Origin of the sequence: Candidatus Acidulodesulfobacterium ferriphilum (assembly GCA_004195035.1) — a bacterium.
GTDB classification, from domain to species: domain Bacteria; phylum SZUA-79; class SZUA-79; order Acidulodesulfobacterales; family Acidulodesulfobacteraceae; genus Acidulodesulfobacterium; species Acidulodesulfobacterium ferriphilum.
On record SGBD01000005.1, the window covers coordinates 16,279 to 30,341 of the forward strand.

Genomic DNA, 14,063 nt, shown 5'->3' on the forward strand with positions numbered 1-14,063 from the left:
TTAAACCATATAAATAAGGGCACCCTTTCCCGGAGTTTTTTGTAATACTTTGCCTATTTTGTGCAACGGCTCTCCCGCATCTTTAAAAGCGTGCTCCAGCGCCTTCGATTTTAATTCAGGAACCGGCATTACAAGTCCGCCTGAGGTTTCTGCGCCAAAAGCTAACCACAATAAATTTTCATCGACATTTCTCAAGGTGGATACATATTTTGAAAAATATTTTCTGTTTCGTTTGGTTCCTGACGGGTTTATACCTTTCTTAATTAACTCATATACCCCGTTTATAGCGGGAAGAGCGGATAAATCAATCTCGCATGCGGCGCCGCTTGCAATCATCATCTCGCTTAAATGCCCGACCAGCCCGAAGCCCGTAACATCCGTAATAGCATTTGGCGATTTTAAAGAAACGGCAAGCTCCGAGGCTTTTTTATTGAGCTTTGACATAGACAAAGAGGCTTCGTTTAGCGAATCCTTGCTTAAAAAATCCGTACAGATAGCGCTGACGACAAACCCTGTTCCGAGACTTTTGGTTAAATATAAGATATCCCCGGGGCTTGCCCCCTGATTAGAATAAATTTCATTTATATTGCAAACCCCCGTAACGCTAAGCCCGTATTTAAGCTCTTTGTCGTCTATCGAGTGGCCGCCTAAAAGCGCTGCCCCTGCCTCGTTTATCTTATCCAGACCGCCAAGAAGTATCAGGTTGAAAACCTCTTTTTCTACTTCCTCAATCGGGAAACAGGCAATATTTAAAGCCGTTATCGGCTTCCCCCCCATTGCATAGACATCCGAAAGCGCATTTGCGGCGGCAATCTGGCCAAAAGTATAAGGGTCGTCCACCACAGGCGTAAAAAAATCGACTGTTTGAATAAGGCAAGAATCGTCGCTTATTTTATAAACGCCCGCATCATCTTTATACCCAAACCCGACCAAAACATTATCATTTTTTGGAACAGGCAATTTTTCGAGAATCTTCGAGAGGTCCTCCGGACCTATCTTGCATCCTCAGCCGTGGGCGCTTGTCAAACTTGTAAGTTTATATTTTTTTGCCGTCATGTTTATTTACCTGTGTGTTACGGCATAGGCATTTTGCCGCCCACTATGAGATATTTAAGGTCCTTATCTGTAAATTTAACGCCGCCGCCGATGTAAACAGACCTGTTATGATTACTAAAGATGTCGTCGTATCCGGCATCTAAAAATAAATGCCTGTAAAATGTGTACGCAATGCCGGCGTCAACATATTCGCTGACGTTACCGTTGTTCGAATTAAACCCGAATGCCCTTGTATAAAGCTTAACATTTTTATTCGTGCCGGGTATATAGTAATTAATCCCGACCCCGCCCGTCGAATATAATAAACCTGCAAGAAGGGTAAAATTATAAAAATTTTTGGCTATCAAGGCGTTAAACTTTATGCTGTTGGAATATGTGTATTGCGTCGTGTTTGTGGTTATACTCGATGGATAAAACTGCCCGGAGGGCGGGCTGTTAGTCGTATATGTCGTCGTCTGCGTCTCGCCGAATGTGTTGCCGTAACCCATAGGTACGGAAGCGACGCCCAGCTCGTAATAATGACCGGGAGACGGCTGAAGTTTGACATTTACCTGAGTTATAGAGCTTTTACTTCTGGCAAGGTATTGGGAATTCATGTTCATTTTAATCTGAAATTGACTGTAACCGCCTACTAAGTTATTAATGCCCTTAAGAGAACCGTTTAAATTGTTATATACCGAATTTCTATTGACAAGTTTCCCGATTGTTCCCTGCCCCTTGTTTATTTTTGAAGATATGCCGTATATTTCATCTAACGACAGCTGCAATTTTTTTGTATCGGAGTTGATGTTTTTTAGGCTTTCGTTAATATTATTTTTATTTTTGGCAACAATATGATTTAAATTAGTGGAAAGACCCCGTATGTTTTCCGTAATAGCGGGAAGTTCCTTTTTTAAATTATAAGATATGGAATCAAAATTATGAATCGTTCTTGTGATAGCCGCATCGTTTTTAACGGTTAAACCGTTTATGTGTTTTGAAATAGATGCGAAATTAGACATAATGGTATTGACATTTTCCTGATTTATATAAACAAGCCTGTTTAAATTTTTTGAAAGCATGGCAATATTATAAAGAATTTCTTTTATATGCTTTTCTCCGGTCTTTGTTCCAACGGAATTTCTAAGCGATCTGGAAACTTTCTCTAAATCGTCCGCGGTTTTGGCAAACTTCATAATAAGCGCGGACATACTTTGTGGCGATACCTCGCTCTTAACGATTTCCCCGTTCAAAAGTTCTTTCGCTTGAGCCGCCGGAGTCCCGACAGGTGAAATAGAGATATAACTCTCCCCCAATAAACTCATCGATCTGATGGAAGCGACATACTGGGGATAAACTTTATACTGGGAGTCTATCGCCATGTAAACCCTTGCCATGCCGTTTTCCAATTCAATCTTTTCGACCCTCCCTATTTTTATTCCCGCCATAGTAACTTCCGTCCCTATGCCGATGCCGTTTGCCGATTTAAAATAAGCCGATATAGTATAGGTAGGAGGCTTGAAGATATAAACCTTTCCAACCCTAATGGAAAAATAGGCGAGTATTAATAAAACGATTACCGTAAAGATACCTACCCTGGTTTCTTTATTTAATTTCATAATTAAATCGTATTAAAATTAATCGGGCCGATCATGCTTCCGGCAACAAACTGGCTCACTACCGGATTCTTTGAACTTTTAATTTCCGCAGGACTCCCTATCTCGATAATGGAACCGTCGTAAAGCATTGCGATTACATCCCCAGTTTTATACGCGCCTTCTATATCATGGCTTATTATTATTCCTGTGAATTTAAATTTGTTATAAATCGATATGATTAAATTATTTATCGCATCCGACATAATAGGATCAAGTCCGGTAGTGGGTTCGTCAAAAAGAACTATTTCGGGGTTAAGTATTAAAGCCCTTGCCACTGCCACTCTTTTTCTCATGCCGCCGGAAATCTCCGACGGCATCTTTAATTCCTGTCCGCTCAACCCTACATCGCCAAGCATCGAATGAACCCTGTCTTTAATCTCGCTTTCCTTAAACTTAGTATGCTGCCTTATCGGAAAAGCTATATTTTCAAATATATTTATAGAATCAAAAAGCGCCCCGTCTTGAAAAACCATGCCAAATTTTTTCCTGATTTCATTAAGTTCCTTTCTTTTTAAGATATTGATATCTATGCCATCCACCAAAACTCTTCCGGAGTCCGGCTTAATTAAACCTATTATATGCTTAAGCATAACGCTTTTTCCGCCGCCGCTCCTGCCTATTACAACCGTAATTTTTTGGTCGTCAAATTTTATATCCAGATCATTTAACACCTTGATGCCATTAAAAGATTTCGATAATCGTTCAAGGATAATCATAGCATTTTAAAATGATTTTGACAATTTTAACTAAATTTTTTAAAAATTATTAAAAAAGGATAGAAGTAAGAATATAGTCCGCAAAAAGAATATATACAGAACTTAATACCACGGCCTGGGTCGTAAAACGGCCAACGCCTTTTGACCCGCCGGTTGTTTCAAAGCCTTTAAATGTGCTAATCGTCGCAAGTATTATACCAAAGAAAACCGCCTTTAAAAGGCCGTTATATATATCGCTTAGTTTCATATACTGATATATTTTTTCTACATAAGTAATATGATTGAGCCCTAAAAAATAAGTGTAAACGATATAACCGCCGATTATGCCGATCAGCGAACACAAGATTGTCATAATCGGGAGCATAACCATGGCGGCCAGAATCCGGGGAATCGAAAGATAATAGTATGGATCGACGGCCATCACTTCAAGCGCGTCTATTTGCTCCGTTACCTTCATTGTGCCGATTTCGGAAGCCATAGACGAACCGCATCTTGCCGTTATCATAAGCGCGGTTAAGACCGGCCCCAATTCCCTTGTCATGGATAAAGCGACCGTAGGGCCTATCATATAAGTTACGCCGACAATTTTAGCCGCATAATATGACTGGAGCGATAATACCATGCCTGTGAAAAGGCCTGTTAAACCGACAACATAAAAGGAATCCATGCCGATAAAAGCCATCTGGTCTATTAGATTGCCGAAATTTATGGAATATCTGAATATAGAAAGAATGGATTCCCACAGATAAATAACAAGAGAGCCCAATTCATCGGTTGTTTTTAATATAAATTTGCCGATACTTTCAAAAGGGGTGAGTATTCCATTCATTGAACTATATATGTTAATGTTTATAATTTTGCAAATGCCGTAAGTGGCCGATACTTTATTACGATTCCTCCAGCTCCACATGCCAATAAGCATTATCGACGAGGCTTAGAAACGGCATCCACTCTTTATACATAACATTTGTAAGAGATATATGATAATAAGGGGACCATTCGGGTTTCCGAGGTTTCCTGATAAGTTTCATTCCCGCTCCTTCAGGCGTTCTTCCGCCTTTATTTCTGTTGCAGGGGATACAACTGCATACCACATTTTCCCATGATGAAACCCCGCCATGCGTCCTTGGAACGACATGGTCAAGATTCAACTCAGTTTTTTTAAACTCCCTGCCGCAATACTGGCATTTATTTTTATCCCTTAAAAATATGTTAGCCCTTGAAAATTTTATATATCTTTTGGGCAGTTTATCATAGTTAGCAAGGATTATAACCCTTGGCGCCCTGATCATTCTATCTACAAGCCCTATTGATTTAGATTCTTCAATGATAGACAGGCTCTGCCACGAGTCAAAGCTAAATGTTCTATAATTTTCATCCACAGCCCTGGCAACACCTTGATAAAGAAGGATCAGTCCTCTTTTTAAGGATGTAACGTGAACGGGCAAAAAAGATTTGTTTAAAACAAGAACGCTTGATGAAAGCATAATTTCTATTCAAATTGATTAAAGATACAAATTGTATTTAAGTATTATAATAATTATAAATATTATAGCCTTATTGAACCATTATATCAATAAATCAAAAAAATAAAAAACTAAAAATATTCGTATTCCTTATCTGGAATAGATTTTAACGCTTGTATTATATCTTTAAAATCTATCTCGAGCACGGTCCTGAGATCAATCAGGAATTCATCATTTTTGATTTTTCCGATGATCGGAACGCCAAAACCGCGAAAAATCCGGCTCAATTTATCGGCGCTTAATGTTTTATGGGCAATGCTTATGGAATATGTTTTGAGTTCGTAATCCGGCAAAGCTCCGCCTCCTACGATACTTAAATCCTCTATTATCTTAAAATTGTATATATTTTTATTTATATATTCAAGTTTTTTAATTTTATTTAAAAGCCTGAATGCTTTTCTTTTAATATCTTCTCCGCTTTGCGAAAGAAAAAAAAGGGTAGGTATTCTTTTAACCGCGGTTTCGATATCCAAATATTCAAAAAGGACGGCTTCAAGCGCGGCAAGCGTCATTTTATCTATTCTAAATGCCCTGTTTAACGGATTTGACGCAATTAAATCCACATACTCTTTTTTTCCCGCTATTATTCCTGCCTGAGGTCCCCCTAAAAGCTTATCTCCGCTAAATGTGATAATATCCACACCTGCATTAACAACCTCCGGCGCAGTGGGTTCGTGAGGCAATCCAAATCTTTCGATACCCACAAAACTGCCCGAACCCAAGTCCTCCATAACGGGTATACGGTGGTTTTTACCGATGGAAACAATATCTTTGCTCGATAGTTCGCTAACAAAACCCCTCATTCTAAAATTGCTATGGTGCACCTTTAATAAAAGAGCCGTGTTTTCATTTATATTTTTTTCATAATCTGAAGGCTTTGTCTTATTTGTGGTACCGACTTCCACTAAAACAGCCCCCGAAGCCTTCATTATGTCGGGTATTCTAAACGACCCGCCAATTTCGATAAGTTCCCCTCTCGAAACTATTACTTCCTTTTTTTGTTCCGCACAAAATGATGACAGCGACATAAAAACAGCGGCCGCATTATTATTCACGACGATAGCCCTTTCGCATTTTAAAATTTTTTGAAGCAGGGATTCCACATGCGAATATCTTTTGCCTCTTTTACCCTCCGTCAAACTAAATTCTAAATTTGAATAGGACGATGATATTTGCGCAACATTTTTAACGGCTCTTTCCGGTAAAATGGAACGCCCTAAGTTTGTATGGATAACGACGCCGGTCCCGTTGACGACTCTTTTTAAATTAAAAGAAAAATTGTTTAAGTCATTTTTAAGCTTGCCGGCAAAATATTCAACCTTAAACCTTTCCTCATCGATATTTCCGGTTTCCGCCGTTTCCATATTTAAAAGATTTAAAACATTATCTTTTTCCTGTTTTATTAAAGCATTAAGCCTTCCTTTTACAAAATTATAAGAAAAAGCTTTGCTAAGCAATTTAACATCCTTATTTTCAAGGATTTCATAGATACTCGGAAATTTTCTTAATATATCGTTTTTATTGTGTTCCATAAATTTTTTTGATTTATAATTTTAAAGGCTCTCAAAAGATTTTAACCTTTTACCTATATGAAATGATAAAAAATCTTCCAAAAATGTGGAACATTCCCTTAATAATTCTTCTTTAACGACCAATTTATTTATTATCGACAAATCCGATTCCATCATTAAATTAGATAAATTAATAAAATTAACGGGCAAATTTCTTATTCCTGCATTATTTCCTGAATTGGCGCAAGAGCCGCAAACAACGCCCCCCTTTTTTAGGCTAAAATAAAATTTGTTATCCGCATTCTTCTCCGAACAAACGGTGCAGGTCGAAAAGTTAGGAAATATGCCCGTATATTTTAACAAATTAGATATAAAATAAATCTCGTATTTAAGCAATATCGCGGTCATAGAAAAATCAGGCGAAGATGCTTTTGCGCCGACATGGTTAAGACCTTTATAAATGGCGCGGGTAAGATAAAAAATATTTTTATTGTTATCCCTTTCCTGACATAAAACCCTTGAAACCTCGGCAATCTTGGTTAGAAAAAGATAAATATCTATATCCTTTCTAACATTCTTGTAATCTTCGACTATATCCGCTTCGTACAAAATATCTAAAGTCATGCCCGCCTTTTCATAAAATTTTATATTCGTGAGCATTGCAGGCTCTAATTTGCCCAGAAATCTTTTCCTGCTTTTCCTCGCATTATTGGCAAAACAGGTAATCTTTCCGTAATCTTCGGTGATATAGCTCAAAAGCAAATCAGCCTCGTTTAATTTTTTTATATATATCACAAATGCATTTGTAGAGAATAATTTCATAGCATAGAAGATGCAGAATTATTTATTTTCCAGAATTAAATATTACAAATATTCCTATCATGATTATAAAAACCCCAAACCATCTTTTAAGGCTGACCTCTTCCTTTAAAAATATTTTCGATAAGAGAACTACAAGTACATAGCCGCTTGAAAGCATCGGATATGCAATAGATAAAGGCAGTTTAGACAGTGCAAGAAGGTAAAATATCGTCGCAAAAAAAAGCATTATCAGCGCGCTGAATATAAATGGATTTAAAAAAACAAGGATAGACCTTATGCCTATCTTTAAATGTTCCTTTTTAACCATGCCGGAGCCGATTTTTTGCAAAATTTGCCCAATCGATGTAAATATAACGGCAAGACCCATAAAGATGTAAGGATTTGTCAGCATAATTTATATTTATATTATATACTTTTTAAATTTCAAAAGCTCGGTATAAGTGGGTAAAATAAAAATTTTTTTATTCCCGCCATCTCTGCCACCGCCTTCCCCGCAAATTTTAATAATTTTTTTTAAAGAACTTTTTAAGTTATGATCTACTATAATGCTGTCTTTATCTATGCCGGCGGTCTGCAATCTTATCGCCATATCAAAGGGGCGGGCGCCCGTAATTACGATTTTGCCGAGTTTACCTGCGTACCCCTCGAAATCGACATCCCAAATCCACGAAACATCTCTGCCGTCGGCATCTCTATCGGAAAAAGCAAATAGAACATTTATAAAACCATCTTCACCCGTAATCTTTTCTAAAACCCTGTTAAACCCGGTCGGATTTTTAACAAGGTCAACATTGATTTCGATTCCTTTAAAAATCTTTTTATATGACCTTCCAAATTTTGTCCTAAAATTCTCAAATGAAGTCCTTATGATTTTATTGTTAAGCGTATAATTTTTTAAAACCGCATAAGCCGCCGCATAATTAGCCATATTGTAGTCGCCGGATAACTTTGGCTTAAAATAAAATATTTTGTCCGCAGTTTTATTGCATAAACCTTTCATCCCTTTACCGCTAAATTCACAAGCATAAATTTCAGGTTCTTTACTTTCGAATCCGCAATATTTACAATTAAATCTTAATAAAAATAGACTTTTATTTAAATTTTTTTCACAAAAAAGAATATGCCCGCAATTAGGGCAGGTTAAAGCATCGGATAAATTGGAAGAAACCCCTCTAATTTTATTTATTTCATTTTCAAAGAAGTTTTCATTAAAGCCGTAATAAATCTGCGGATTGTTAAGTCCATAACCGATAAAAGAACCTAAAGGCTCGTAAGAGGGTAAAATGAGAACAGGCGGATAAGGCAAATCTTTTATAGCGTTTTTTATCTTATTTACCGTTATATTGACCTCGCCGTATCTGTCTAGCTGGTCCCTGTAGAAATTAGTAATAACGATAACATTCGGGCTTAACTTTGAAACTATATAAGGAAAAACCTTTTCATCTACCTCCATAACGATAAAATCGGCATTAAATTTCAGCGTTAAATTATATAAACCTATAATGGATCCAAAAATTCCGTTCGGCATATTAGCGCCGTTTGAATTAGTACATACATTTTTACCCGAATTTCTAAGAGCGCCTGCAATCAGGTTTGAGGTTGTAGTTTTACCGTTGGTTCCGGTAACGATAATAACAGGAACGCCGCGTGAATTAATGTCTTTCGAAAAATCGTCGAAAATATCTTTATCTAACTTCTTTAAAATATGGGCGGGTAAAACATCGCCTTCCCTTTTAAAAAAGATATTTAAAACACTTTTAAAAAATTTGTAAAAAAGAATTTCAATTTTATTTTTAAATCTTAAAGTCATAATAAATTCAATAAGTTATAATATTTTATTATAAATATTAATAACTTAATATTGATTAATTATTAATCAATTTGATTAATTATTCGATTTGTTTAACAAATCGACTTTATGAGAATAAGGCTTTCAAAAAAAATTTTACAACCATTGTGAAATTGTCATAAAATTGTAACAAAATTGTAACAAAATTGTAATATAGCTTCCATGAAACCGTCATAAATCGTTTATATATTCCCGCTTATCGGGCGGGACAAATATTGTTTAATTTTTTCGACTGCTTCCATTGCATTTTTAGCATAAATATCGGCATTTATCGATTTTGCGTAATCATCCGTTACGACAGCCCCGCCAACCATTGAAAATACCTTTAAATTATGTTTCTTCAGTTCCTTGATAACATGCTCCATTTCCGTAACGGTCGTTGTCATCAAAGCCGAAAGGCCTACGAAATCAACTTTATTTTTTATAGCTTCTTCTATTATCCTTTCGGTCTTTACATTCCTGCCAAGGTCTATAACCTCGTAGCCGTTATTTTCAAGAAGCATGGATACTATATTTTTTCCTATATCGTGGACATCGCCCTCAACCGTAGCCATTAAAATTTTAGGCCCTGTGGAAGCGCCGCTTTTAGGCAGCTCCCGTTTAATTCTGCTAAAGGCTATTTTCATAGCCTCTGCGCTTTCCATAACCTGAGGAAGAAAATAAATGTTTTTATCAAAAAGCCTGCCGACTTCTTCCAATGCGGGTATTAAATATTTATTTCCGATATCTAACGGCAAATCCCCATCGCTTAGAAGTTTTTCGACATAATGAGCGATATGCTCCTTTTCTCCATGAACAACGGCATCATACAACTGGACTCCCACTGTTTTTCCGGAAGCCAAATCAGGATTTTTCTCTCTATTGCTATTGCCGGCATAGTCCCTTGCTTCCGCCGAATACTTGTTTATATAGTTCTTAAAAAGATAGTCTTTCCCCAGGAGGGCATTTATAGCATAAAAATTTGCCATTAAATAGTTATCTTCGGGATTTATTATAGAGGCGCTTAAGCCCTCTTTAATGCACAGCGATAAAAATGACGAATTAATATATGACCTTTTTGGAAGTCCGAACGATACATTGCTGATACCTAAAACGGTAGGAAGATTTAGTAAAGTTTTATTTTTTGAAAGCGCGTCTATTGTTACCATTGCCTTTTCCTGTCCTGCGCTTATCGGAAGGGTAAGAAAGTCAATGATAATGTCATAAGATTTTATGCCGTAATCTACAAGTCTTTGATATACTTTATATGCCGTTTCCAGCCTTTTTTCCGCAGTCTCCGGAATCCCCGCATCGTCTAAGGCTAAAATCAAAACGCCTGCCCCGTATTTTTTAATCAAAGGCATAATCTTCGCAAGTTTCTTTTCTTCGCCGCTTATCGAATTTATAAGCGGCTTGCCGGGATACAGCATAAGAGCTTCTTCTAAAACGGCCGGATCGGAAGAATCTATAGAAACAGGTGTATGCACAACACTCGTTACGGCGATTATCCCTTTTTTCATTAAATTTATTTCATCGGTTCCGGGAACACCCACATTAAGGTCAAGCACCGTTGCGCCCGCTTCAACCTGTTTTAACGCAGTTTTCCTGATATAATTGGTTTTCCCGTTTTTAAGTTCTTCTATAAAATCTTTTTTACCGGTAGGATTTATTCTTTCGCCTATAACGATAGGCGGATGATTATAGCCGCAGGATACAAAATCGGTTCTGGATGTTAAAAATAGGCCTGATTCTTTCTTTATACCCTTTTCGGGCAGGCCGCTTTTATTTATCGTATCTATCTCGCCTTTAAGCGCACGGGTAAACAAATCATTACTTCCGCAGCATGCAGAAATTACCCTTACGCCTATTAGCGCAAGCTCCGAAATTAATACGGTAAAATCTTCCGGTTTGCCCGGAAAAACCGTTTTTCCGTCGATTAATTTCGGTATTCCGGCATTTGGCTTAGAAATAAGCGGTATTTCAGTTACGGAGGCCATCTTTTTTAAAATCTCGTATATTCCCGCAGGGCCTACGGAACAGTTTGCGCCTATTACATCTGCTCCGAGGCTGTCTGCCGCTATGGCAAAAACCTCAGGGGTGGTTCCTAAAATCGTCCTGAAGGTGTTATCGAATGTCATCATTGCTATAATCGGTTTATCGCATAACTCCTTAACCGCAATGATAGCGCTCCTTACCTCTTGCAAATCTATCATGGTTTCGAGTTGGAATATGTCTGCCCCTGCGTCTAACCCTGCCTTAATCTGCTCCTTGTAAATTTCGACGCTTTCTTTAAAAACCAGATCTCCTACGGGATAAATAAATTTTCCGGTAGGACCTAACGACATAGCAACAAGCGCTCTGTCACCCGCAATTTCCTTGACAGCTTTAACGGCATTAAAATTTACGGCATACAACATGTCCGACAGGCCGTATTCGGCAAGCTTTATTCTATTGCCGCCGAATGTATTGGCGACTATTATTTCGCTTCCCGCCGTAAAATAACTTTTATGAACATCTTTTATATAATTTATTTTTTCCGAAACATTAAAACTTTCGGGAAGCAAGCCTTTGGGAAGCAGGTTTTTTAGCTGCAGAACCGTTCCCATAGCCCCATCCGAAAGCATCAACCTTTTTTTTAATTCGCCTCTAAAATCCTTTATCATAAAATGAATCTCAAATTTATTTTATTTTTATATATTATAAAAATTGGTTAACTATACTGACATTTTCTATCTTCCTGCCTAGAAATTTTTCGCCTAATTCCTTAAACTTTTCAAGGTCGTCGCTGACAAAAAACAATTCGCTGCCATTTTTTGCCTCATCTTTTAACATATCGTTTTCTTTCAAAAAATATTTAACTATTTTTGCGGTTTCGATTCCAGAATCTATTATTTGTATATCCCGGCCTATAACCTCTAATATTAAATCTTTAAGAATCGGGTAATGGGTACAGCCGAAGACAAGACAGGAAAGGTTTTCGTCAATTACTGGATTTAAATAGTAATTTATTACTTTTTTTGTTATCTCTTCATTTAAAAAACCCTCTTCGACAAGGGGGACAAAGAGAGGGCAGGCTTTTTCTATAACCTTAAAATTACTTTTAAACTTATATTCGCCGCTCCTTTTTAAAGCGTTAATTTCTTCGTATATAACCCTTGAATATGCCCTGCTTTTAATTGTGGCAGATGTCCCTATTACAGCGATATTTCCTCCTGAAGAAACCTCTACCGCTTTTTTAGCTCCAGGCTCTATAACGCCGAATATGGGAATAGTTTCTCCTTTTCGCAAATCGTCTAACGCCAGGCTTGAAGATGTGTTGCAGGCTGCCACGACGATTTTAACCCCCTTGCTTATTAAGAATTTTGAAATTTCCGTCGAATATCTGAGAACCGTTTCTTTTGATTTATTACCGTAAGGAACCCTTGCCGTATCCCCAAAATATATTAAATCTTCGTCAGGCAAAATCTTTCTTACCTCTTTAAAAACCGTTAAACCGCCGAGTCCCGAATCAAATATACCTATAGGTGAATTATTGTATTTCATATAATAAAATAATTGAAATAGTTCAGATAAATGTAGTAAAATATCAAAGGCATATATACGCGCTTTAGCTATTATAAAATAAAGAAACCTATTATATCAAATAAAAAACGATATAAATTTAAATAAAATTAAATCAAATCAAGAAAATGAAAGATAAATACTTAAAAAAAAGATTCGATGTTCTGACCGAAGATAATATTGATTTGGATATTTTAGAAACTATGGACTTTGAATACCCCGCAAGCGATACCTCGGTAACCGTAAGAACCAAAGAATTTACCTCGGTTTGTCCGTGGACCGGACTTCCCGATACTGCCGAACTCTTAATTACATATATCCCTTTTAAAAAATTAGTCGAGATGAAATCCCTAAAATACTACCTTTTATCCTTCAGAAATGTCGGAATACTGCAAGAACACGCAGTAAACAGAATTATAAACGATTTAAGTAAATTGCTTAAACCTAAGTCTATGGAGGTCGAAGCAAGATTCGAGTCCAGGGGCGGACTTGATACCGTCGTTAAGACCGCATATAAAAGCAAAAGAAAACAATAGAACGATAAATTTACAATTTATATATGGGCATATTACATTACATAGATATAAAACCACTCAACTCTTTAATATCTTTTCTTGCATTTATTTCAAAACTGTTATCGATTTTAATGCGGTTTATTGATGTGACCTCGTCAAGCGAAATGTTGTATCTGTTTTTTAGCGCAATATCTATTAAATAGTCGCAAAAAACAAAATTTTTAGGTAAAAAACTTCCATGTAAATATGTGCCGAAAAAGTTATCGGTTCTTGCCCCTTCCGTTTTATCTTCCCCGTTATTACCGAATCCGCGCAAAACAGTTCCGAAAGGTTTTTGGGTTTCTTCTAAATATGTCCTGCCGCCATGATTTTCGAAACCGACCGCAACCGTATCGTTAAATTTTATCGCGATATTCCCTGTCAGCCTTGGGCTTTTAGCCTCCGTATAACCTTTAAACAGGGAAATACCTTCGATAATTTTACCGGCAGAGGACTTATAATAATCGCACAAAAGCTGGTAACTGCCGCAAACGGCAAGCATTATTATATGCCTGTCCAATGCTTCTTTTAATATATTTTTTTTATTTTTTATAAAATCGTCGTAAATCAAAGCCTGCTCCGCATCCTGTCCGCCGCCCATAAAAATAATATCCATATTATCTGCCCTTAAAACCTTTTCTAATGAAATATTTTCGATTTTCAGGCTGATTCCGTACATGGACGCCCTGTATCTAAAATAAAGAACATTCCCCCTGTCCCCGTATATGTTCATAATTTCGGGATATAAATCTATTGCCGTTAATTCAAAAGCCTTTTTCATAATTTTAAATAAAGTTTAAAATAAAGTTCGGCAATTTAACGATTTAACATATTTATAAATATTTATAAATA

Annotated in this window: 13 protein-coding genes; 1 reads left to right on the forward strand and 12 read right to left on the reverse strand. The window is 36.8% G+C overall.

The features are described 5' to 3' along the window. The 11 genes from selD to EVJ47_08275 form a co-directional block, all read right to left on the reverse strand. Entirely contained in the window at nt 1-996 is a 996-nt protein-coding gene (selD, locus tag EVJ47_08225; protein RZD13907.1) for a selenide, water dikinase SelD, read from the reverse strand. A gap of 77 nt (nt 997-1,073) precedes the next feature. Continuing rightward, nucleotides 1,074-2,654 carry an MCE family protein gene (locus tag EVJ47_08230; protein ID RZD13908.1) on the reverse strand — a complete coding sequence of 527 codons (1,581 nt, stop codon included), beginning with the start codon at nt 2,652-2,654 and terminating at the stop codon, nt 1,074-1,076. Nucleotides 2,655-2,656: 2 nt separating this feature from the next. Further along, nucleotides 2,657-3,409, reverse strand: coding sequence for an ATP-binding cassette domain-containing protein (locus EVJ47_08235; GenBank protein RZD13909.1), 753 nt, complete (start codon nt 3,407-3,409; stop codon nt 2,657-2,659). A 49-nt stretch (nt 3,410-3,458) separates the two neighbouring features. Beyond that, nucleotides 3,459-4,238: an ABC transporter permease gene (locus EVJ47_08240; GenBank protein ID RZD13910.1), complete on the reverse strand. Its 780-nt coding sequence runs from the start codon at nt 4,236-4,238 to the stop codon at nt 3,459-3,461. A gap of 58 nt (nt 4,239-4,296) precedes the next feature. Then, entirely contained in the window at nt 4,297-4,896 is a 600-nt protein-coding gene (locus tag EVJ47_08245) for an HNH endonuclease (GenBank protein RZD13911.1), read from the reverse strand. 110 nt (nt 4,897-5,006) lie between these two features. Continuing rightward, a complete protein-coding gene (locus tag EVJ47_08250; protein RZD13912.1) occupies nt 5,007-6,467 on the reverse strand; it encodes an L-seryl-tRNA(Sec) selenium transferase in 1,461 nt (486 codons plus the stop codon). 21 nt (nt 6,468-6,488) lie between these two features. Then, nucleotides 6,489-7,268: a DNA repair protein RecO gene (gene recO / locus EVJ47_08255; GenBank protein ID RZD13913.1), complete on the reverse strand. Its 780-nt coding sequence runs from the start codon at nt 7,266-7,268 to the stop codon at nt 6,489-6,491. A gap of 22 nt (nt 7,269-7,290) precedes the next feature. Further along, nucleotides 7,291-7,659, reverse strand: a complete 369-nt coding sequence (locus EVJ47_08260) for a hypothetical protein (GenBank protein RZD13914.1) — start codon at nt 7,657-7,659, stop codon at nt 7,291-7,293. 9 nt (nt 7,660-7,668) lie between these two features. After that, nucleotides 7,669-9,078 (reverse strand): Mur ligase family protein, encoded by a 1,410-nt coding sequence (locus EVJ47_08265; protein ID RZD13915.1) that lies wholly within the window; start codon nt 9,076-9,078, stop codon nt 7,669-7,671. 221 nt (nt 9,079-9,299) lie between these two features. Next, the gene (locus EVJ47_08270) at nt 9,300-11,759 is read right to left on the reverse strand and encodes a 5-methyltetrahydrofolate--homocysteine methyltransferase (protein ID RZD13916.1); all 2,460 of its coding nucleotides are present in this window, start codon (nt 11,757-11,759) and stop codon (nt 9,300-9,302) included. 34 nt (nt 11,760-11,793) lie between these two features. After that, nucleotides 11,794-12,639, reverse strand: a complete 846-nt coding sequence (locus EVJ47_08275; protein RZD13917.1) for a glutamate racemase — start codon at nt 12,637-12,639, stop codon at nt 11,794-11,796. Between the two features lie 146 nt (nt 12,640-12,785). On the opposite strand from EVJ47_08275, the gene queF reads away from it, so the two are divergent. Beyond that, complete coding sequence (gene queF / locus EVJ47_08280) at nt 12,786-13,193, forward strand: NADPH-dependent 7-cyano-7-deazaguanine reductase QueF (protein RZD13918.1); 408 nt, start codon at nt 12,786-12,788, stop codon at nt 13,191-13,193. Between the two features lie 37 nt (nt 13,194-13,230). Here the strand turns inward: queF and EVJ47_08285 are convergent, their stop codons facing one another. Further along, complete coding sequence (locus EVJ47_08285) at nt 13,231-13,992, reverse strand: glutamine amidotransferase (GenBank protein RZD13919.1); 762 nt, start codon at nt 13,990-13,992, stop codon at nt 13,231-13,233. Between the last annotated feature and the right edge of the window lie 71 nt (nt 13,993-14,063).

What these genes read in the sequence shown, in the direction of transcription:
- EVJ47_08230 (RZD13908.1), bottom strand. Translation starts at nt 2,654, where the DNA reads ATGAAATTAAATAAAGAAACCAGGGTAGGTATCTTTACGGTAATCGTT.
- EVJ47_08235 (RZD13909.1), bottom strand. Translation starts at nt 3,409, where the DNA reads ATGATTATCCTTGAACGATTATCGAAATCTTTTAATGGCATCAAGGTG.
- EVJ47_08240 (RZD13910.1), bottom strand. Translation starts at nt 4,238, where the DNA reads ATGAATGGAATACTCACCCCTTTTGAAAGTATCGGCAAATTTATATTA.
- EVJ47_08245 (RZD13911.1), bottom strand. Translation starts at nt 4,896, where the DNA reads ATGCTTTCATCAAGCGTTCTTGTTTTAAACAAATCTTTTTTGCCCGTT.
- EVJ47_08250 (RZD13912.1), bottom strand. Translation starts at nt 6,467, where the DNA reads ATGGAACACAATAAAAACGATATATTAAGAAAATTTCCGAGTATCTAT.
- recO (RZD13913.1), bottom strand. Translation starts at nt 7,268, where the DNA reads ATGAAATTATTCTCTACAAATGCATTTGTGATATATATAAAAAAATTA.
- EVJ47_08260 (RZD13914.1), bottom strand. Translation starts at nt 7,659, where the DNA reads ATGCTGACAAATCCTTACATCTTTATGGGTCTTGCCGTTATATTTACA.
- EVJ47_08265 (RZD13915.1), bottom strand. Translation starts at nt 9,078, where the DNA reads ATGACTTTAAGATTTAAAAATAAAATTGAAATTCTTTTTTACAAATTT.
- EVJ47_08270 (RZD13916.1), bottom strand. Translation starts at nt 11,759, where the DNA reads ATGATAAAGGATTTTAGAGGCGAATTAAAAAAAAGGTTGATGCTTTCG.
- EVJ47_08275 (RZD13917.1), bottom strand. Translation starts at nt 12,639, where the DNA reads ATGAAATACAATAATTCACCTATAGGTATATTTGATTCGGGACTCGGC.
- queF (RZD13918.1), top strand. Translation starts at nt 12,786, where the DNA reads ATGAAAGATAAATACTTAAAAAAAAGATTCGATGTTCTGACCGAAGAT.
- EVJ47_08285 (RZD13919.1), bottom strand. Translation starts at nt 13,992, where the DNA reads ATGAAAAAGGCTTTTGAATTAACGGCAATAGATTTATATCCCGAAATT.